General features: G+C 44.2%; 18 protein-coding genes. 6 read left to right on the top strand and 12 right to left on the bottom strand.

Annotated features, from left to right (window positions below; translation table 11 throughout):
- The first annotated feature begins 41 nt into the window (after window positions 1–41).
- From BR06_RS0106290 to BR06_RS0106265, 6 genes are all read left to right on the top strand, one after another.
- Window positions 42–923 (top strand): LysR family transcriptional regulator, encoded by an 882-nt coding sequence (locus BR06_RS0106290; protein WP_031481386.1) that lies wholly within the window; start codon window positions 42–44, stop codon window positions 921–923.
- Complete coding sequence (locus tag BR06_RS0106285; RefSeq protein WP_031481384.1) at window positions 923–2,311, top strand: FAD-binding oxidoreductase; 1,389 nt, start codon at window positions 923–925, stop codon at window positions 2,309–2,311. Before BR06_RS0106290 ends, BR06_RS0106285 begins: the two co-directional genes overlap by 1 nt.
- Window positions 2,311–3,447, top strand: a complete 1,137-nt coding sequence (locus BR06_RS0106280) for a (Fe-S)-binding protein (protein ID WP_031481382.1) — start codon at window positions 2,311–2,313, stop codon at window positions 3,445–3,447. Before BR06_RS0106285 ends, BR06_RS0106280 begins: the two co-directional genes overlap by 1 nt.
- A 77-nt stretch (window positions 3,448–3,524) precedes the next feature.
- Complete coding sequence (gene secA / locus BR06_RS0106275) at window positions 3,525–6,038, top strand: preprotein translocase subunit SecA (RefSeq protein WP_031481380.1); 2,514 nt, start codon at window positions 3,525–3,527, stop codon at window positions 6,036–6,038.
- Between the two features lie 101 nt (window positions 6,039–6,139).
- Window positions 6,140–6,739 carry a MarC family protein gene (locus BR06_RS0106270; RefSeq protein WP_031481378.1) on the top strand — a complete coding sequence of 200 codons (600 nt, stop codon included), beginning with the start codon at window positions 6,140–6,142 and terminating at the stop codon, window positions 6,737–6,739.
- 34 nt (window positions 6,740–6,773) lie between these two features.
- The gene (locus tag BR06_RS0106265; protein WP_031481376.1) at window positions 6,774–6,995 is read left to right on the top strand and encodes a hypothetical protein; all 222 of its coding nucleotides are present in this window, start codon (window positions 6,774–6,776) and stop codon (window positions 6,993–6,995) included.
- A 119-nt stretch (window positions 6,996–7,114) separates the two neighbouring features.
- Here the strand turns inward: BR06_RS0106265 and BR06_RS0106260 are convergent, their stop codons facing one another.
- The 12 genes from BR06_RS0106260 to BR06_RS0106205 all read right to left on the bottom strand — a co-directional run bounded on the left by BR06_RS0106260 (window position 7,115) and on the right by BR06_RS0106205 (window position 19,419).
- Window positions 7,115–7,606, bottom strand: coding sequence for a metallophosphoesterase family protein (locus BR06_RS0106260; RefSeq protein WP_031481374.1), 492 nt, complete (start codon window positions 7,604–7,606; stop codon window positions 7,115–7,117).
- Window positions 7,607–7,616: 10 nt separating this feature from the next.
- Window positions 7,617–8,537: an MlaA family lipoprotein gene (locus BR06_RS0106255; RefSeq protein WP_031481372.1), complete on the bottom strand. Its 921-nt coding sequence runs from the start codon at window positions 8,535–8,537 to the stop codon at window positions 7,617–7,619.
- A 31-nt stretch (window positions 8,538–8,568) separates the two neighbouring features.
- Window positions 8,569–9,231: a Tgt2/MlaC family protein gene (locus tag BR06_RS0106250; protein WP_235727676.1), complete on the bottom strand. Its 663-nt coding sequence runs from the start codon at window positions 9,229–9,231 to the stop codon at window positions 8,569–8,571.
- 27 nt (window positions 9,232–9,258) lie between these two features.
- A complete protein-coding gene (gene mlaD, locus BR06_RS0106245) occupies window positions 9,259–9,705 on the bottom strand; it encodes an outer membrane lipid asymmetry maintenance protein MlaD (protein WP_031481368.1) in 447 nt (148 codons plus the stop codon).
- Between the two features lie 20 nt (window positions 9,706–9,725).
- A complete protein-coding gene (locus BR06_RS0106240) occupies window positions 9,726–10,565 on the bottom strand; it encodes an ABC transporter ATP-binding protein (RefSeq protein ID WP_031481366.1) in 840 nt (279 codons plus the stop codon).
- A gap of 7 nt (window positions 10,566–10,572) precedes the next feature.
- The gene (locus tag BR06_RS0106235) at window positions 10,573–11,388 is read right to left on the bottom strand and encodes an MlaE family ABC transporter permease (RefSeq protein WP_031481364.1); all 816 of its coding nucleotides are present in this window, start codon (window positions 11,386–11,388) and stop codon (window positions 10,573–10,575) included.
- Window positions 11,389–11,530: 142 nt separating this feature from the next.
- Window positions 11,531–12,142: an HD domain-containing protein gene (locus tag BR06_RS0106230; protein ID WP_031481362.1), complete on the bottom strand. Its 612-nt coding sequence runs from the start codon at window positions 12,140–12,142 to the stop codon at window positions 11,531–11,533.
- Window positions 12,143–12,206: 64 nt separating this feature from the next.
- Window positions 12,207–13,391 carry a bifunctional glutamate N-acetyltransferase/amino-acid acetyltransferase ArgJ gene (gene argJ, locus BR06_RS0106225; protein WP_031481360.1) on the bottom strand — a complete coding sequence of 395 codons (1,185 nt, stop codon included), beginning with the start codon at window positions 13,389–13,391 and terminating at the stop codon, window positions 12,207–12,209.
- A gap of 150 nt (window positions 13,392–13,541) precedes the next feature.
- Window positions 13,542–15,443 (bottom strand): peptidylprolyl isomerase, encoded by a 1,902-nt coding sequence (locus BR06_RS0106220; RefSeq protein ID WP_031481358.1) that lies wholly within the window; start codon window positions 15,441–15,443, stop codon window positions 13,542–13,544.
- A 107-nt stretch (window positions 15,444–15,550) separates the two neighbouring features.
- The gene (locus BR06_RS0106215; protein WP_031481356.1) at window positions 15,551–17,470 is read right to left on the bottom strand and encodes an aconitate hydratase; all 1,920 of its coding nucleotides are present in this window, start codon (window positions 17,468–17,470) and stop codon (window positions 15,551–15,553) included.
- A gap of 73 nt (window positions 17,471–17,543) precedes the next feature.
- Window positions 17,544–17,801, bottom strand: coding sequence for a hypothetical protein (locus BR06_RS0106210; RefSeq protein WP_031481354.1), 258 nt, complete (start codon window positions 17,799–17,801; stop codon window positions 17,544–17,546).
- A complete protein-coding gene (locus tag BR06_RS0106205) occupies window positions 17,761–19,419 on the bottom strand; it encodes a chorismate mutase (RefSeq protein ID WP_031481352.1) in 1,659 nt (552 codons plus the stop codon). Before BR06_RS0106205 ends, BR06_RS0106210 begins: the two co-directional genes overlap by 41 nt.
- Between the last annotated feature and the right edge of the window lie 104 nt (window positions 19,420–19,523).

The raw sequence follows: 19,523 nt of genomic DNA, 5'->3' as shown, positions 1-19,523 counted from the left end.
ATTCGCAGCCGAGTAATACTTTAAAAAATCATTTCAAAACTATGGAACTATACCAGATCAAAACATTTGCGGTAGTAGCAGAGGCCGGAAATTTAACCAGAGCAGCTAAGAATCTGTATGCTAGTCAATCGACCATAAGCTTGCACATCAAGGGGCTAGAGGAAGAGCTTGGCGTGTGCCTGTTTTTGCGTACTCCTAAAGGTATGGTTCTAACTGCTGAAGGAGAAACTCTGCTTAAAAGGGCGCAGGTCATTCTTGATTCTGTTGAATTAATGAAATCCGAAGCTCATTCTCTTCACGGAGAAGTTTCGGGCGGAGCAAGTGTCGGGTTACAGACTTCTCCTATTTATTTAAGGACTCCGCAGCTTACAAAGTGCATTAAAGAAAATTACCCCGGACTCAGCATGAATTTTGTTCAGGTCCCCACATGGACTGTGCGAAGTGAGGTTCTAGGTAGGAATATCGATGGCGGTTATTTTTATTCTGTCCTTCCACCCGTTGACATGGAAGCCATTTTTCTAGAGAACACAGTCCTCAGGGTTGTCGGCCCGATTTCATGGAAAGGAAAAATGGAATCAGCCTGCTGGAAAGGTTTGGCCACATTACCTTGGATATGGACACCGCCTCAATGCCCTTTTAGTCAAAAGCTGAAAGAGACCTTCACTCTGTTAGGTCTTGACCCTGTTAAATCTATGATTGCAGACAGTGAAGATGCTCATAATGCGTTGGTGAGATCTGAGCATGGTGTAACTGTTATGAGAGATGACGAAGCCCGCGAGGGTGAGACCAACGGCTCTTTCTACGTATGGCCGGGTGGCTTTCTTGAAGTTGGTTTATACTTTGGGTTTCATAAGCAGCGCGTGGCTGACCCTATTGTAAAAGCCCTAATTGATTGTGTCGAAAAAGTATGGAAACCCGAGTAATGAAGTCCTATCCCGATAAGCTCTCCAGATCACAACATAAATTTTTGCAAAATCTTTTTCCTGACGGAGATAGCGGTTTCACCAAAGGTGAATTGCTCTCGTGTGGGGTGGATGCCAGTAGAAAACATGCTAAACCGCTCGCTCTCGTAAAGCCAAGCTCTGTTCAGCAGGTGTCAGAACTGCTTGCTTGGGCGCAAAAAGAGCGCATGCCTATCTATCCTAGAGCAAGAGCTACGAACAAAGTTGGCGGCTGTGTTCCAGTAAAGAAGGGCGTAGTTGTTTCCATGCTCGGGATGGACTCAATAATCGATATTGATGCGCAGGATTTCGTGGCTGTGGTGCAGCCCGGAGTGATTACTGCTGATTTGCAAAAAGGCGTGGAGGCGAAGGGGCTGTTCTATCCTCCTGATCCTGCCAGTCTTAAAATTTCCACCATCGGCGGAAATATTGCTACTTGTGCCGGAGGAATGCGGGCCGTGAAATACGGAGTTACTCGCGATTACGTTCTAGGCCTTGAAGCTGTTCTCCCTGGCGGGGAAGTTATCAATACCGGTGGGCGTACTCATAAAAATGTGGTCGGTCTTGATTTGACAAGGCTTATGGTCGGCTCAGCGGGAACGCTCGGGTTGATTACTAAGGCAACTTTGAAACTTCTGCCGCTTCCAGAAACATCAGCTTCCATGCTTATCGGCTTTAAAGATCTCTCGGGATGTCTTAAAGGTGCTGGCGCAGTCTTCGGCTGTGGCATTTTGCCTACAGCTATGGAATTGATGGATCACAACACGCTTAAGGCTCTCGAAATGCATTCTGATGTGCCGTGGTCCGGCGATACTGGTGGTCTGCTACTACTTAAAATTGATGGTTCGCAGGAATCCGTCACAACTGACTTGCATCAGATCGAAAAAGCTCTTTTATCTGTTACTACTACCTTTATTGAAAAGGGTAGCGGAGATCAGCAGGAACGTTTATGGGAACTTCGCAGAGTTATCAGTCCCGCAGCATTCAATCTTGCTCCTGATAAGCAGGGAGAAGATGTTGCTGTTCCGCGCGGGAAAGTTGCGCAGGCCATTGAAGAATATCACGAGATCGGCAGGAAACTTGGAGTTATAGTTCTATGTTTCGGGCATCTCGGTGATGGAAATATTCATGTATCCGTGATGTATGACAAATCCGCTTCCGGTCAGTCTGATAGTGCGTTGAAAGCAAAGAAAGCAATATTTGAAAAGACACTCGCTCTCGGCGGTACGTTGTCCGGAGAACATGGCATTGGGCTTACTAAGGCAGATTATGTCGGGATGCAGTTAGGTAAAACCGAGTTGAAGTTAATGTCTGGGATTAAGGCTATTTTTGACCCACATAATATAATGAATCCCGGGAAGGGTGTCTAATGGCCTCCCCTAAAGCCTGCGTGCAATGCGGAAAGTGTCTTGATGTTTGCCCCTTGTTTAAAGTGACAGGGCGGGAAGAACTCACTCCCCGGGCAAAATTTTTTCTGGATGGTTTAGACTCTTCGGACGGCCTTAACGAAAAGGATTTCAAAACTCTTGCCGGACTGTGCCTCGGTTGCGGAAGGTGTGAAGAGAATTGTCCGCAGAATATGTCAGGTCCAAAACTTGTTTCGGCCTTAAGATCAAAGTCGAAAGGTTTTACACAGACTTGTTGGGATTTGTGGCTTTCGAGTCCCGGATTCATTTGGCCTTTAGCCGCTGCGTTATCTAAATTTTCCCCTGAAAGTCTGCCTGAGCCTATTGGCTCTGCAAAAAAAAGGATGGGGTCGCTTTTTGCGAAGAGTCCCGCTCCTTGGGCAAAGCTTGTACCGGACTTAAAGTTTGATGATCAAAAAGTCATGCTATTTAAGGGATGTGTCGGGAGCTTTGCACGCAAAGACTGGGCGCGGAAAGCTGAACATTTTATGGACGGATTAGGGTTGGTTCGCGCTGCTGAATCCGATTTTGCCTGCTGTGGTTCGTCATATGGAAGTGCAGGGTTATTAGATAGGCAGGTGAAATCTCGTAAGTTTAATATAGATGTCTGGAAAGCTTCTGAGTGCCCACTTTTAATCATTTTCTGTACTACTTGTTTGAAAGGGCTTAAGGAATATTCTTTGGATGATTTTGACGGAAATGAGGAGCTACTAGAGAAGTGGCAATCAGCTCTGACTCCATTGTCATCTCTTTTAGTTGATTGTGACATCACAATATTAGAAAATAGGCCCGAGCAGGTCATTTATCACAAGCCTTGCCATGCTCCTGTTCCAGATTTTGATTTGCAACTGGTTGAAAACATGGCTGGAGATCGCCTATTGCCTGTCCAAAAAGATCTTTGTTGCGGGTTCGGTGGCATCATGCAAATCGGCGCGCCTGATCTTTCAAAGCAGGTTGGTGATTATTGTGCAGAAGCATTAACAAAAAACGTTTCTGCAGGCGCACAAATTTTGACTGGTTGCTCTGCATGCGTTATTCAGCTTGCAACACTTACAAAAGATGATTTTTTTACGGGTCATTGGCTTGATATTTTGGAATAAAGACTTACTTGAAAACAGCTGATTATTTTTATTGATAAATTCTGCGGATTACGCCGCTGAGCAAAAAAGGAAATTAAATGTTTAACGCAATATTTTCGGCAGTATTCGGTTCTAGTAATGACAGATTTATTAAAAAACTCGGGCCGCAAGTTGACCTGATTAATTCTTTTGAACCTGAGATGAAAGAGCTGACTGATGAGCAAATTCCTGAAAAAGTAGCTCAGTGGAAAGAAGAAGTCGCCGCAGGCAAAGAACTTGATGATCTCCTTCCGGAAGTTTTTGCTTTAGTCCGCGAAGCCGGTATACGGTCTCTCGGCATGCGTCACTATGACGTACAGATGGTTGGTGGAATGGTCCTGAATGGCGGAAGAATTGCGGAAATGAAAACCGGTGAAGGTAAAACCCTCGTGGCTACATTGCCAGCCGTTTTGAATGCAATTTCCGGTAAAGGCGTTCACCTCATCACAGTCAATGACTACCTTGCCACTCGTGATGCGCAGTGGATGGGTAAACTATATAATTTTCTCGGTCTCACAGTAGGTATTGTCGTTCACGGTCAGACTGACCAAGAGCGGCAAGATGCTTATGCTTGTGACATTACTTACGGTACTAACAATGAATTCGGGTTTGATTACCTTCGCGACAACATGAAGTTCTACAAAGAGCAGCTTGTTCAGCGGGAACTTAATTTCGCCATTGTCGATGAAGTTGACTCCATTCTTATTGATGAAGCGCGAACTCCGCTTATCATTTCCGGTTCATCAGATGAAGCGACCAGCATGTATGCCCAGGTCGACACGATTATCCCGCTCCTTAAAAGGGACGAGGATTTCGAAGTCGATGAGAAAGGTCACTCTATTACCATGACCGAAGAGGGTGTTACTAAGTGTGAAGGCATCCTCAAAATCGATAACCTTTACGACGCCCAGCACATTTCTTTTCAGCATCATATAATGCAGGGTATTAAGGCACATCACTTGTTCTCACGTGATGTTGACTATATCGTACAAGATGATCAGGTTGTCATTGTTGATGAATTTACCGGACGTTTAATGCCGGGGCGTCGTTTTTCAGATGGCTTGCATCAGGCGCTTGAAGCAAAAGAAGGCGCTAAGGTTGAATCTGAAAACCAGACCTTGGCTTCTATTACCTTTCAGAACTATTTCCGCATGTACAACAAACTGTCAGGTATGACAGGTACTGCGGATACTGAAGCTGTTGAATTTGCACAGATTTACAGTCTTGAAGTAATCGTTATTCCAACGAATACTGACATGATTCGTAAAGATTACCCAGATTCTATCTACAAAACACAGCAGGAAAAATATACAGCCATTGCGAACGAGATTACTCACCTTTACAAAAAGGGGCAGCCTGTTCTTGTTGGTACTGTCTCCATTGAAAAGTCAGAATTAATTGGCAGCTTGCTAAAGAAAAATGGCACTCCGCATGAAGTTTTGAATGCGAAGAATCACGAAAAAGAAGCTGAAATTGTTGCTGAGGCGGGCTTTAAAGGGCACGTCACGATTGCAACCAACATGGCTGGTCGTGGTACTGATATCGTGCTTGGCGAAGGCGTTAAAGAACTGGGTGGGCTTCATATTATAGGTACTGAACGTCATGAATCACGACGCATTGATAACCAGCTTCGCGGTCGTTCCGGCCGTCAGGGTGACGAGGGTAGCTCTCGTTTTTACCTTGCCCTTGATGATGATCTTATGAGGCTATTCGGTTCTGATCGCATTTCCGGAATAATGGATAAGCTTGGTATGGAAGAGGGTGAGCCTATTGAGAATAAAATGGTTTCAAAAGCCATTGAAAATTCTCAGAAGAAAGTTGAAGGGCATAACTTTGAAATACGTAAACAATTGTTGGATTATGATGATGTTATGAACCAACAGCGTGAAGTTATTTATACTCTGCGCCGCGAAGTTATGTATTCAGAAGATATGACCGACATGATTTCTGAGTTCACCGAAGAAATTTTGGATGATAGTTATTTCCCTGTTGAGGAAGCTAGAGGCAAGCCTTTAGATGCTGAGTCAGAGGAAATGGTCAAAGTCGGGCTGGATGAAATCTTCGGTCTTAGCCGTAATCCTGAGTTTGCAGAAGCTTTGCCTACGCGCGAGCAGGCGGATACGTGGATTGGCGAGATTCTTGAAAATCTTAGAGAGAATGCGACAGAACATTTCCACGAAATTCAGCGTTACTTTATGCTTGAATCCCTCGACCGTAACTGGAAAGAGCATCTATTAAATATGGATCATTTGCGCGAAGGTATTGGCCTGCGCGGATATGGTCAGAAAGATCCGAAGCATGAGTATAAGCGTGAAGGGTTTGAACTTTTCCGTGATATGCTTGAGCGGATCAGACAGAATACCGTTCGCTCCCTTTGTCATTTGCGAATTGAAAAAGAAGTTCGTGAGGAAGAGTTTCAGCATAAAGCTCAGAAAGAGCTTGAATACTCTGATAATGATGAGGGTGAAGAAAAGAAAAAGCAGCCGAAGCGCAGAGCTGAACCGAAAATCGGCAGAAATGAAAGTTGCCCGTGCGGAAGCGGCAAAAAATATAAGAAGTGCTGCGGTAAATAATCACCAATTTATGGTTTATTATTGCCCCTGACAGCTTCGGTTGTCAGGGGCTTTTTTTTTAATTTCAATCGGATAATTAATCTACTCAGGCGGTATCAAAAATGTTTGCGATATTCTTTCAAACGTACTTGAAATTGTTTTTTATACTTACTCCTTTTTTCGCTATATCAGCGTTTTTATCATTAACTCAGGAAATGAGTCCCAGTGAACGCCGAACTACGGCTGTGAAGGTCACTCTGTCCGTAATAGTAAGCTCTCTGGTTTTGTATCTATATGGTAGATACATTTTTGAACTGTTCGGGATAACTCTTGATGCATTTCGAATTGGTGCCGGATCCGTCCTCTTTCTGTCTGCTCTTAATATGGTAGGCGGAGGAACAAAGATGTATGAAACTGGTGGAGACCAGAATGATATTGCGGTTGTTCCTCTTGCCATTCCTATTATATGTGGGCCGGGAACCATTGGGGCATTGCTTGTCCTTGGGTCAAGCGTGGAGGGTTTTGCTCATCAGGCTTTAGCGTGCGCTGCTCTTGTTAGCGCTGTGGTAACTGTCGGGATTCTCTTGTTTATTTCTTCAAGCCTCAAGCGCTTATTAGGTAGACGAGGGCTTAATATTATGAGTAGGCTAACAGGGTTGTTTGTAGCATCCATCGCGGCTCAGATTTTCTTTACCGGGGTGCGTAATTTCATGATGGGCTAAAGCAGTTCTGATTATTAAAAGGAGGATTATTTTTATGGAAAAAGGCAAGACTCTTACAGAAAGATATTTGGTAGCTCTTTTTAAGCGTGGCAAAGCGGATTATCTTCCTGTTTCATATCTTAAGGAGCAGGGTGATAAAGTGCTTATCAAAGGCGAAAGTGATAATCTTTTGCCAATGCTTGCAGCTATGGTCCAGCAAGGTATTTTTGAAGAGAAAGGCGGTGAGTATAAGCTGCTTAAGGATCCGTTCGAATAGATAAATTTTGATTGAAATATATGATTTAGGTTTTTATAGCCGTTGAAGTTTGGGCTTCAGCGGCTTTTTCACGACTGGTGATGCAGGCAGAAGTAACTTTTAACAAACTGGAAGTCGTTTTAATCGACAGGAACAAATGTGCAGGAAATATTTTGTTCATCATCTACGTCGAGAATGGCGACGCTTGCTGGCTTGTCGTCTCTTGGGGATGTGAGGCTGCCGGGGTTAACCATCTGCACTCCTTTGACTATAGACCAGTCTTGAATGTGAGTGTGTCCGTAGCATACAAGATCAAAGTCGGGGCCGAATGATTCCGCAACATTTGTTGAGACTTGCGATCGGCTGCCCCACCCATGTGCAATGCCTATACGTAATCCGTGAAAGTTAACAGTTTCCAGCGGGCGCAGATGATCAGAGAGAGCCCATTCGTCACAGTTGCCCTGACAGGCATGAAAAGTTTGGTGTTGGTAGAAGAAATTCCACACCGAATAAGAAACTAGATCTCCGCAATGGATGAGTAGATCAGCACTTTTGAGATGGGCATTAAAAACCTCCGTGAGTCTGGAATCAGGCTCACGGAGGTGCGTATCAGATATAACAGCTATTTTCACGTCAGTTCAATTAATTCGCAGGCTGAGGTTCAGCATTTGGATTTGTAGCATCCTCAGACGCTGGCTTTCTGTCGCGCTGTGGATCATTGATCTGTTTAGCTCTATAGCTCAAGTAAGCGTCTCTTAAAGCCAAGTATGGATCAATTGCCCCTTCTTTAAGGGATTCATACTCACCTAAGTGAAATGAAAGCTTGTTGATCTGGTTGTAAGCTCCCGCAGCTACAGAGTAGTACCATGGAATACCGAACCACCAGAACGGGTTGAGCACGAAAGTATCAATTCCAAGTCCAACCGCATCACGGACTGTAGAAGGCCCGAGAACCGGAATGACAAAGTAAGGGCCGTTTCCGATGCCCCATTTACCAAAAGTCTGTCCCATATCTTCGTTGCCAAGGTATAGCGGCATCGTCGATGCGGGGTCTCCGACGACGTTACCGAATCCACCAAGACCGATAATAGAGTTCGTAATGAACTTAGAAGTTTCAGCTCCAGCTGTGTAAAATCTACCTTGAAGCAGACAGCTTGTTACGCGGACAGGATAAAGTAAGTTCTGAAAAAAGTTGTTTGTCCATGTTCTCGGACGAAGAGGCATCACGTACATGTAACCTTGAGTTACAGGCTTGGTTATGCCGAAATACATGAAATCATTGAAGGAAAACATTGCTCTGTTATATCCTTCCCAAGGGTCTGAGTCTGCAGAGCTAATTTGAGTTTTCTCGTCGCCCCACACATTGTCGTCAAAGTCATCATCAGCTATTGCTTCAGGATTTTTTTCTTTAGCGACTACTCCGATAAGTCCGGATCCAACTTGAGCAACAAGTATAGGCTCAGAGCTATCCGCTGATCTAACCTGCGAAGGGAAGGTCAGCAGGATGAAAGTCAGCACTAGAAAAGCAAAGAGCGTCGTAGAAGCTGAATTTTTTATGGTCATGGGCGTATCCATTTTAAGTTCAAATTTCGGTTTATTTCTTAGCAGGCTTATTTTTTAAGTCGCTACATTTTTGTTCTAAGCGATCAAACAGCTCTTTTTTCGAGGATTCGAACTTGGCATCCGAACTTGTATCAATGATACCTGAAAATTGAGTCCTGTAATTATTGACGAGGCTAATGCCTTCAATTTTTACATCATAAACATTCCATTCATTATCTACCAATTTCAAGCGATAAATGACAGGAACAATTTCTTTACTTGTAAGTAATCGCGTATCTACTTGAGCGTATTTTTCCTTTATTATCGTCTCTTTGTCAAATGAGACTTTCTCATTTGTATAATTCTCGATTCTACCAAGGTAGGTATACTCAAGGAGTTCAGTGAAAAGCGCTATAAATCTATCTTTTTCTTGTGGTGTAAATTTGAGCCATGGGCGTCCAACAGTTCGCTTTGAAAGTTCGCGAAAGTTGAAGAAATTTTTAATTTTTTCACGTACTTCGGCAGCTTGCTCTGCTTTTTTTGAGGGGATGCCTTTGTACTGGGGATCGTTCAAAACATCTATAACATCCTGAATGCCAGTGCGAAGTCTTTCTTTAGGAGACTGTGCCGGGGCAGCAAAACATGTGCCTGCTGCAAAGCAGAGGAGTATAGCGAAAAGAGATATAGTTGCGAGTCGTTTCATTTTTACAGCCAATTATTATTTAAATAGTTATAGTTTTAATTAAACTTTTCCGAAAACATACTTACTGATCAGATCTTCAATATCAATTGCTGATTCAGTTTCAATGATAGTACCACCCGGCTCAATGGGGTCGCCGACTCCACCAGGTGAGATCTTTACATATTTATCGCCGATAAGCCCACTAGTTTTAATAGAGGCAATGGCATCATCTGTAAGTTCAATTTTGTTCTCAAGGCTTATGCCAAGCACAGCTTTTTGAGTGTTCAAATCTAAAGATATATTATCTACATATCCAATAGGCACGCCCATCATTTCAACAGGAGCATTGATTCTGATGCCGGAAATATCATTAAAGCTAGCAGTTACATGGTAATGGCTGTCAGAAAGCATGCGCACATCTCCGAGCTTCACACTCATGAAAACGATGAGTAGTAAACCTACAAATACGAATAACCCGACAATTGATTCTTTAGAATATTTATTCATGTTTTAGTCCGTATAAAATTTCAATTATTATCGAGGTCGCCAAGTATCTTGCTACAGTCCATTCTCATAACGGAAGGGTCAAGATGCGGCATAGTAATTCGTGCAGATTCTCTCTTTTCGCCTTTTCTATCGAGAAATTGTCTAAGGTAAACATCATCGGTTGCCAGTAGAGATTCTTTACTGCCATTGAAAAGAGTTTTTCCTTTACCCAAGACAAGAACGTAGTCTGCAATAGCCTTCATGCTGGCCAGATCATGACTGACAACAACAATAGTCATTTCAAAGCGTTCTTTAAGTTCAAGTAACAGTTCGTCCAGTTCCGCAGAATTAATTGGATCTAATCCTGATGTCGGTTCGTCACAAAAGAGGATGTCAGGGTCCATGACCATTGCTCTTGCAAGTCCTGCTCTTTTGCGCATTCCGCCTGAAAGTTCATTCGGGAAATAATCAACAAATTCTTCAAGTCCAACAAGGCTGAGTTTTGCTTTAACCACTTTTGCAATTTCAGCAGGCTTGAGCTTTGTATGTTCTCTTAATGGAAGAGCTACGTTATCAAAAAGGTTAAGCGCTCCGAGCAAAGCTCCATCTTGAAATAGAACGCCTATACGCTGTTTGAGGCAGCTAAAAGCTTTCTTTTTAAGCTTGAAAATATTGTGCTTACCTAAATATACGGAGCCGTTCATGGCCTGATTAAGTTTTAGTATATTTTTGAGAAGAGTCGATTTACCGCACCCTGATCCACCGAGGATAACAGTGACTCCTCCGCCGGGGAGAGTTGCATTAATGTTCTCAACCACGGGGTTTCCACCGTAACCAATAGTTAAGTTCTCTATGCGTATGTCTGGTGCTGAGCTGGTCATGCGTTTCTCACTGGAAAAGTAAGGAAGTCAAAAGATAATCGGTAATTAGCACCATGACACATGACATTACTACAGCGGTTGTGGTTGCCTGACTTACTCCTTCGGCTCCTTTTCCATCCTTACGGAAATGAGTGAAGTAGCCTTGGAAACAGCAGATAGTGCAAACAACAACTGCAAAAACAAGAGACTTCGTGAAGCCTGCCGAAATATCTTCCCAGCTAAGTGAAGTTGATACTCTATGGAAATAAACACCTGAATTTCCACCTAATAGAGCAACCCCTGAAAGGTAGCCTCCAGCAATTCCTATTAAATCGAAAAGTGCAGTAAGAATTGGAAATGAAATTAAGGATGCCAGCAATTTAGGGCTTACCAAATAACTGATCGGGTTAATGTCCATTAGCTCTAAAGCATCAATCTGTTCTGAGATGCGCATAACACCTATTTCAGCTGTCATGGAGGATCCTGCGCGCCCTGTAAGCATGATAGCTGTAAGGACAGGACCTAACTCGCGAACAAGAGACAATGCTACCGCAGCTCCTAAGAAGCCTTCGGACCCGAATTTAGAAAGGGCGTAGTAGGTTTGAAGACCTACAACCATACCTGTAAAAAGGCCTATCAAGGAAATAACGGTTATAGATCTGACCCCGATAAAATACAGTTCTTTAATCGTTTTAGAGAAAATACCCAGCGAGCTGAATACGTGCAGAATCGATTCGAAAAGGAAGATGCATATAGCACCTGCTTCTCCAAGAATATTTAGGCTAACCTTTCCCAAGAAAGCGAAGGGTTGCAAAACTGTTTTATCTGGAACAGATTGAGACATTTATATCTATATGTTTTTATTGTAAAAATAATGTTAAACTGATTTGTGAACCAACGTCCGCTAAGATCAAGTAATCTTCTTAGCATAATGGTCTAGGAAATAAAAGGAGCAGCTTAAGGGAAAGCTCTAATTTTATGAGATTTTATTCACCCTCTGGGCCGCTCTTGTTTTCCCACCAGCTTTGAGCCGGACCGAGGTGCCACCATTCTTTATGATCAGTTTTAGAAATAGTTTCAGCCAGTTTCTTGCCCTCGTCAGTACGAAGGCGTTCAAGAGCAGATTTAAGCCATGATTCCGCATACGGATTACCCATGTCTTGTTCTTCTTTAAGATTTAAAATGAAGTCTATTTGATCTGCATCTTGAGCTAACTTCGCTTCTTTTGTTTCGCATTTTTCAAGCTCTTCCCAATGCGGCATGATTTTATCTTCAAGGCCCGTGCCACCAAGGGTGTGTTGCAACGCTTTATCACGATCACAATTATTATAAATTTTGTTCACGTAATTGAAATCACCAGTGCGGGCTTCGTGCAGATCGTGAAAAAGGCACATGAATACGGTTTGAGCCATATCCGCGTCTGCCATGTCTGCAAGTACATATCCGAGAACCGCGACTCTGTATGAATGGTCTGCGACGGACTCGGTCCCTGTTCCAAGGAATTGATAGCCGGTGCGCGGTGTTTTTCTGAGCATACCTACTTCATTGAGGAAGTCTGCGAGCCTTGTCATTTTGTCGCGATTCTTAAGATTTTTCATTATGATTATCCCATTGAAAAAGTCAGCCCTGCATTACAAGGCTGACTTAATAAATTTACTAAAATTAAGAGCGGTAATCTGCGTTAATGCTGATGTAGTCGCGGGTAAGGTCAGATGCCATAAGAAGCGCAGTGCCGGTACCCTCGCCGAGGTTTATAAGGACTTCAATATCTTGCTTACGCATTATGGGGTCAAGCAGCGCGTCCATATCTCCTTCAACTGGCTTACCTTTTTCAAAAACTGTAATTTTTCCGAAGCTGAGGGTAAGCAGATTTTCGTCAAACTCAGCTCCGCTGCGTCCAGCCGCTGCTACTATTCTGCCCCAATTCGGGTCTTCTCCGAATAGAGCGGTTTTAACGAGCGGGGAATTTCCGACAGCACGTGCTACGAGGTTTGCATCCTCATCGCTTGGCGCTCCGAAAACTTTTATGGACATTACTTTGGTACCGCCTTCAGCGTCTTGTACTATCATATATGCAAGTGACTGACAGACATCCAGCAATACAGATTCAAGAGCATCTCGTGTTTCAGGAGAATCCGCCTTGAACTTGGAAGCTCCATTAGCGAATGCGAGAACAGTGTCATTTGTACTGGTGTCGCCGTCTACGGTGATGCAATTAAAAGACTTGTCGGTACACCTGCGCAGTGCTTCCTGCCACCAAGTCGGATCAACTTCCGCGTCGCAGATAACAAAACCGAGCATGGTAGCCATGTCTGGTGATATCATGCCAGCTCCTTTGCTCATGCCTAGTATTTTGGCAGTGCCGGAACTGGATTCTGCTGATCCCCAAGCTAGTTTTGGGAATTCATCGGTTGTCATAATTGCTTTTGCAGCTTGCACTGGCGTGGACTCTCCAAGCTTAGCAGCTAAGAGTGGGGCGGCTTGTTTCCACTTATCCATATCATAGCGCGGACCAATTACGCCTGTTGACGCAGGTAGCAGGTCTGATGGGTTAAGGCCCAGTTCTTTGCTGACCAGAGCGAGAGTTGCGTGGCAGTCCTCAATTCCTTCCTGCCCTGTACAGGCATTAGCCTGTCCGGCATTGATCAGAGTGCCGCGCACATATGGAGAGATCTGCAAAGTCTCTTTACAGACAGTCACAGGTGCCGCTTGAAATTTGTTTTTGGTGAAGACTCCGGCTCCTGCCGCCGGCGTGTCACTTAGAATAATTGTTAAGTCGTCTCTGCCACTATATTTGAATCCTGCTTCGATGCTGGCGAATTTAAAACCTTCTGGAATGGGTAGCATATATTACCTCTAACTTTTTTATTCTCGATTAAGTAACTTGATGAGCTTGATAGTTACGCTCTTGGCTAATCATCTGCAAGAGAGATGTTGCTCAAAAAAAAAGGCCTGTTCCCGAAAGAACAGACCTTTTAACTAAGTATGTATACTAGTCTAATTCAGTAAGTCCGGGCGAACAACTTCAACCTTAGCTCGTGCGCGCAATTCAGCTACGAACGAATTAATAACTTCGTTAGCTTGCTGGCGTTCCATGCTGCTGAGGATTGCTTGTTTCTGGCTTTCCCATAGTTCGTCGCTTGGAGGCATGCGTTCATCTAGTCTTGCAACGATGAACCCACCAGGAAGCTCAAATGTTTGAGTCAGCCATGCATCTTTAGAAGCTGCAAAAGCGACTTCAGCTAGTTTAGGGTTCATTCCGAGTCCCGCTATGAATCCGTCTCTGCCGAAAGCTTCGGATGTTTTAAGGTCTTTCTTGATAGACTTAAGTTCCTGCTCGGCTGTTGCAGGAGTTACAAGCTTACCCATGATGATGGTTGCTTTTGCTTTAGCTAAGTTCATAGCCTGCTGCTGAGCAAGGAATTCTTTAATATCTTTCTGAACATCTTCGAGCGGGCTGACAGAGGATGGAACATCCTGAACTTTCTGAGCGATAAGGTACCCATTATCTACAGCTATTGGCATCTCTGTAGTGGCTCCTTTAGCAAGGCTGAGAATTGTTCTGGCTGCATCTTCTTTCATGCCGAACGCTCTAGTTAAGTTTTCAATAGTTGCCTGCTCACTTTTCTTAACCGCAACTTCAAGTTCTACACCGACCTGTTCAAGTTTCATTTCTGATGAAACGAGGTCAATAGCGTGGTCAAGTTTTGCAGTGATAGAATCAGCAGCTTTTTCATTCGCAATGATGTTTTTAACATCTGTTTCGACTTGTTCAAGCTTCTGCTCACCAGCTTTGCGTACATCTTCAGCTTTGATGATATGGAATCCGAAGCGAGTGCGGACAGGCTCACTGATCTGGCCTTTCTTCAAGCCGAATGCAGCGTCTTCAAAAGGTTTAACCATTGCACCGCGGCTGAACCATCCTAGCTCTCCGCCTTTTGTCTTGCTTGGTCCTTCTGAATATTTGCTAGCGAGTTTGCTAAAGTCTTCACCAGCTTTCGCTTTGGCGTAGATTTTTTTTATGCTTTTTTCAGCTTTAGCGATGTCAGCATCGGATGCATTTTCATCAACTAAAAGAAGGATGTGACGGGCATTAACCTGATCATCCTGTTTAAACTGATCTTTGTTTGCTTCGTAGTAGGATTTGATTTCTTCTGGGCTGACATTTTCATAAACAGAAAGCTCGTCAGGAGTAAAAGAAATGTACTCAATTATACTACGACCGGGAATGGTGAAGCTTTGAGGATTAGCTTTGTAGTATTCCTCAACAGCTTTATCTTCAACCTTTGCTTGGTCAATAAAGTCAGCACCGGATACATAATAGTAGTCGATCTGTGCTTTCTCGCCAGCCCAGTTGAAAAGTTCCCGAGCCTGAGATTCAGTAGGACGTACAGGGATTGTTACGTATTCCTGAATTTTCTGAATAAGATTGCTGTTGCGCATATCTTTTTCAAAGGTAGCGGCTGACATCTGTCTGCCCTGTAAATATCTTTGGTAAAGTGAATTATCGAATTTACCTTCTGTGTTGGCAAAAGCAGGAATGCGACTGATCTCGAAGTACAGTTCGCTATTAGAGATCGAAATTCCAAGGCGTCTTGCTTCAGCTTCAAGAATTTTTGAGTTGATTAGCTGATTCAAGATTGCTTTTTTGAAATCAGGAGACTGCAATTGCTCAGTGTCGAGGTTTGGGTTCTGCTCTCTGAGGATCTCAGCTGTCTGGCGGTAAATCTGCCTGAATTCCTTAGTTGGAATAGGCTCTTCGTTTACGTAGGCGATAACAGGATCAGTATTACCGTCAAATCCGCTCATGCCGAAGGCAAAGATGAAGACCAGGATAATAATACCGAATAAAACTTTGATGCCCCAGCCTTGTGCGTTTTGGCGCATAATGTCCAGCATGAACGTCTCCATTCTCAAATGTGCAGCTTACTGCTGCCTTTAGTGTTTATATACAGGTACGGAATATCAGCCGGATCAAAGGATCCGGCTGATATTTTGATTCTTATTTACAGTTTGCCGCCAACATAGTTGAGCAGCCCGCCAGCTAGGATGATAGCTAGTTCCTTTTCGGAAAGGTCGTTTGCAACCTTGATCTTTGTTCCGTCAGTTGCAGTCATTTCTGCCACTCCGCCGGGGGTCAAAGATGTTGTGTCCAAGGTAAGCCCGCTTCCTTCGGATAGCTTGTCGTAATCGCTCTTGGAAGATAGTACAAGGGGTAGAATACCGAAATTGATAAGATTTGCTCTGTGGATGCGAGCTAGAGACTTAACAATAACAGCTACAACTCCCAAGTGACGAGGTCCGAGAGCAGCGTGTTCGCGGCTTGAGCCCTGTCCGTAGTTTTCCCCGCCGAGGATAATTCCATTATCAGAACTTTTCATGCGGCTGACAAAGTTTTCGTCAACACGGCTGAAAATGTACTCACTGATAGCTGGGATATTGGAACGAAGAGCAGTAATCGCAGCTCCTGCAGGGAGAATGTGATCCGTGGTGATGTCGTCGCCAACTTTGAGGCGGACTTCAGAAGTGATCACTTTAGGCAGTGCTGTGAAAGATTCGAGTGGCACGATATTCGGGCCACGAACAAGCTCAACATTTTCACCATTTTCAGCCGGGAAGATGAAAAGGTGACGGATAGAAGGAATTTCAGCTGGGAAATCGATCTTTGCAGGAGGTGTTCCCCATGTTGCAGGGTCGGTAAATTCACCAGCAAGTGCGAGCTTTGCAGCAGTCTGAGGGCTTGCAAGATAAACTTGAGCATCCTGAGTTCCGCTGCGTCCTTCGAAGTTGCGGTTGAAAGTTCTAACGCTGACTCCGGCTGATACAGGAGAACCGCCCATACCGATACAAGGACCACAAGTACATTCGAGGAGTCTAGCTCCTGAATCTAATATAGGACCGATAAGACCTTCAGTCGCAAGCATCTTTAAAACCTGCTTAGAGCCGGGGGAGATCATGAGATCTACGCCTTCAGGAAGCTGGGTGTCAGTAAGGATGAGTGCTGTTGTCTTAAGGTCTGAATATGAAGAGTTCGTACAGGAACCGATTGCAGACTGGCTTACTTTAAGACCGGCGAGAGATTTAACAGATACAACGCGGTCAGGCATGTGAGGCTGTGCAACAAGTGGCTCAAGTTCTGATAAGTTGATTACAACTGTTTCAGAGTAAGTTGCGTCAGCATCAGCGATAAGCTCAGAGTAATCTTCTACGCGGCCCATTGCTTTAAGGAATTCCTCAGTCTGCTTGTCACTTGGGAAGAGTGAAGTTGTAGCTCCAAGCTCAGCTCCCATATTAGTGATAACAGCGCGTTCAGGAACAGTAAGAGTATTTACTCCTTCTCCGCCGAATTCGAAAACTTTACCAACTCCGCCTTTAACTGTGAGCATTCCAAGTAAGTGCAGGATGATATCTTTAGAAGTTGCCCATCCGGTAAGTGCTCCCGTCAGTTCAACTTTAACAACCTTTGGCATTGGAATAGAGTAAGGCTGTCCTGCCATAGCAAGAGCTACGGAAAGTCCACCCGCACCCATAGCTAATGAACCAAGTCCACCAGCTGTAGGAGTATGACTGTCTGATCCGATTAGAGTTGCGCCCGGTTTAGCGAAGTTCTCAAGGTGCAGCTGGTGACATATACCCGTTCCAGCTGGAGAGAAAACAACGCCGTACTTAGCGGCAACAGTTCTCAGGTACTGATGATCATCCGGGTTACGGAATCCCATCTGCAAGGTGTTGTGGTCAACATAACTTACAGAAAGTTCAGTCTGAACTCTATCTAGGCCCATTGCTTCAAATTGCAGATAAGCCATTGTGCCAGTGGCATCCTGGGTTAGAGTCTGGTCTATTCGCAGGCCGATTTCAGTCCCTGCTTCCATTTTTCCGCTGACCAGATGATTTGAGATGATTTTCTCAGTAATATTTAAACCCATGATGCCTCCTATGTTGCTTCTGCTTAATTGCAAATAAAAATAAAGGTCCTGTCCAATTTTTGGTTGTGGATTCCTACTCAGTCATTCCGAGATTTATCCGATTAATTTTTTTGCGGCGTGAGTCAATTTCAACTTCTAAGCGAAGTTTATCACGCTGGCTTTCGAAGATCTCATTGGCAAAGAAGATCCCTTTGGCATGGTCTTCAGTTTGAATAAGCGTTTTTATGCGCTCAGTGCATATTTCGTATTCTTTTTTAAAGCCCTGGATGGCTTCTTCTATTTCAGGAATACTAATCGATTTTGATTCTTCTTCGTTTTGATTTTGATTCATCTTCTACATCCTTAACTTGAGGGTCTTTTAGACCATCGATTTCTGGAAGGCTGTTGTAAAGAGTCCAGTATCTAGGCCAAAGATCAGTTAAATCTCCGGGGTTCTGTATAGATAGTCCGGGGCGAATATAAGCCATTAGGCCTAAGGCAATTCCGAAATACGGAGTTGGGGCATTCCATGCTTCATCCCACTGGATTTTACCTGGAGCTATTTTGATTCCGTCATCTGTGCGGGTGTATTCAAGACCTAGACGCTCAAGAAGTTCAACTCCTTGCTCGAAAAGGGAAACATTTTTAATGTTATTGAGCGAACATTGTGTGTCGGAGTTAATGGCTAGAGCCATTCCGATTGGGAACAGGTCTGAAGCCTGATCAAGATCGAAAGTAACTGATTTTGGCTGTGCACCTTTGGTGGAGCTGATTTCAGTGCCGGTAACCTTAACGTCAACACCACCAAGATCAAGCATTTTGAGAGCATCAATCGCTTTTGGTGAATTCGTAGGCCATGTACCTTTAATGGTAACATTACCACCTGCAAAAGCAGGAAGGGATAAAATTGCTGCGCTAAGTTCTGGGTCTAAAGCAATTTTGGGTTCTTCAGGGAAGGAGAATGTTTCCGTTGCGGGAATAACACACTCTGTTTCGCTGAGGTTTGCTTCGATTCCGCATGCACTTAGAACTTCGACAGCATCTTTGATATCAGAAATGCCGGCCCAGTCTTCCTCAAACTTGATTGTCAAACCTTTAGGGTATGTCCATCCAGCGAGAGTTAGTGCCGCTGCAAATTTTGATGGGGAATCTTCTAGCATAGTAACTGAAGTCGCGAGATTACCGCCACATTCAAGTCTTGCTGGAAGGCCGTGGCTCTGAAGATCGAGAGTATTCAGTCTTGCTCCGAGAGGATCAAGTATAGGAGTCAGTACTCTTGAATCATACTGTTTAAGGACAGGGCCGCCAGCAATTTTGAACTTGCCCGGATCTTTTAATCCGAAAGCAAGAACAAGATACATGGTCATAGGGTCGTCGCCAGCGAAGACTAGTTTGTCTTCGAAGGAAACACCTTCACCTGCGCGGGACTCAATAGTATCGCCTTCCCATGAAAGATGCGCGCCCGCCTGATTGAAAGCTTTAGCTAGTGAAGTGAGCTGGTCATTCACTGATAGCGGAGCCATTTTGGCGTCGGCTGAACACATTGCGGCCAGAGCCATCCAAAGCTGTGACTGGAATAATGAACAAGGTCCGTCGATGGTAACTTTTACTGGGCGTCTTGCTGGAGAAAGTGAGTATGAAGGAAGATTGCGGTTCTCCGGATGGGATACACAAGTATATGCAAGGGTGTTGAGTTGTTCGAAAACTCTACGCGCAGCTTTTAAATTAAATTTTTCGTCGGCGGACTTAGTAGTCCATATCTCAAAGATACGTCTTTCCTGATCTGGGTCAGCCAGTGGCAAACCTTTCTCTTTACGTTTGGATGCAGCTTTACCCATAAGTTGGTTTCTGCGTGAAATCATAGAAATTAGGCGTTCATCTAAATCTCTAATTTCGTGAAGTAGTGACGGCTTACGAGGAGCGTCTCTACGGGGTCTATCGGATTCTTCGAAATTTTTGTAATTGGGCATTTTTTGTTCCTGATGAGTGATATAGGGAAGAACGCCTTTCTAGCCTGAAATCAGCCGATGAGCAAGCCCCAAAGGTGAGGGAGTGGTTGCCGCATTTATCTAGC

This window comes from Maridesulfovibrio frigidus DSM 17176 (assembly GCF_000711735.1).
Classification (GTDB): domain Bacteria; phylum Desulfobacterota; class Desulfovibrionia; order Desulfovibrionales; family Desulfovibrionaceae; genus Maridesulfovibrio; species Maridesulfovibrio frigidus.
This window is presented reverse-complemented; position numbering and strand designations above follow the sequence as displayed.

Bases quoted from the DNA above. Each gene is read 5' to 3' on its own strand.
- BR06_RS0106290 (WP_031481386.1), top strand. From the start codon at position 42: ATGGAACTATACCAGATCAAAACATTTGCGGTAGTAGCAGAGGCCGGA.
- BR06_RS0106285 (WP_031481384.1), top strand. From the start codon at position 923: ATGAAGTCCTATCCCGATAAGCTCTCCAGATCACAACATAAATTTTTG.
- BR06_RS0106280 (WP_031481382.1), top strand. From the start codon at position 2,311: ATGGCCTCCCCTAAAGCCTGCGTGCAATGCGGAAAGTGTCTTGATGTT.
- secA (WP_031481380.1), top strand. From the start codon at position 3,525: ATGTTTAACGCAATATTTTCGGCAGTATTCGGTTCTAGTAATGACAGA.
- BR06_RS0106270 (WP_031481378.1), top strand. From the start codon at position 6,140: ATGTTTGCGATATTCTTTCAAACGTACTTGAAATTGTTTTTTATACTT.
- BR06_RS0106265 (WP_031481376.1), top strand. From the start codon at position 6,774: ATGGAAAAAGGCAAGACTCTTACAGAAAGATATTTGGTAGCTCTTTTT.
- BR06_RS0106255 (WP_031481372.1), bottom strand. From the start codon at position 8,537: ATGACCATAAAAAATTCAGCTTCTACGACGCTCTTTGCTTTTCTAGTG.
- mlaD (WP_031481368.1), bottom strand. From the start codon at position 9,705: ATGAATAAATATTCTAAAGAATCAATTGTCGGGTTATTCGTATTTGTA.
- BR06_RS0106240 (WP_031481366.1), bottom strand. From the start codon at position 10,565: ATGACCAGCTCAGCACCAGACATACGCATAGAGAACTTAACTATTGGT.
- BR06_RS0106235 (WP_031481364.1), bottom strand. From the start codon at position 11,388: ATGTCTCAATCTGTTCCAGATAAAACAGTTTTGCAACCCTTCGCTTTC.
- BR06_RS0106230 (WP_031481362.1), bottom strand. From the start codon at position 12,142: ATGAAAAATCTTAAGAATCGCGACAAAATGACAAGGCTCGCAGACTTC.
- argJ (WP_031481360.1), bottom strand. From the start codon at position 13,391: ATGCTACCCATTCCAGAAGGTTTTAAATTCGCCAGCATCGAAGCAGGA.
- BR06_RS0106220 (WP_031481358.1), bottom strand. From the start codon at position 15,443: ATGCTGGACATTATGCGCCAAAACGCACAAGGCTGGGGCATCAAAGTT.
- BR06_RS0106215 (WP_031481356.1), bottom strand. From the start codon at position 17,470: ATGGGTTTAAATATTACTGAGAAAATCATCTCAAATCATCTGGTCAGC.
- BR06_RS0106210 (WP_031481354.1), bottom strand. From the start codon at position 17,801: ATGAATCAAAATCAAAACGAAGAAGAATCAAAATCGATTAGTATTCCT.
- BR06_RS0106205 (WP_031481352.1), bottom strand. From the start codon at position 19,419: ATGCCCAATTACAAAAATTTCGAAGAATCCGATAGACCCCGTAGAGAC.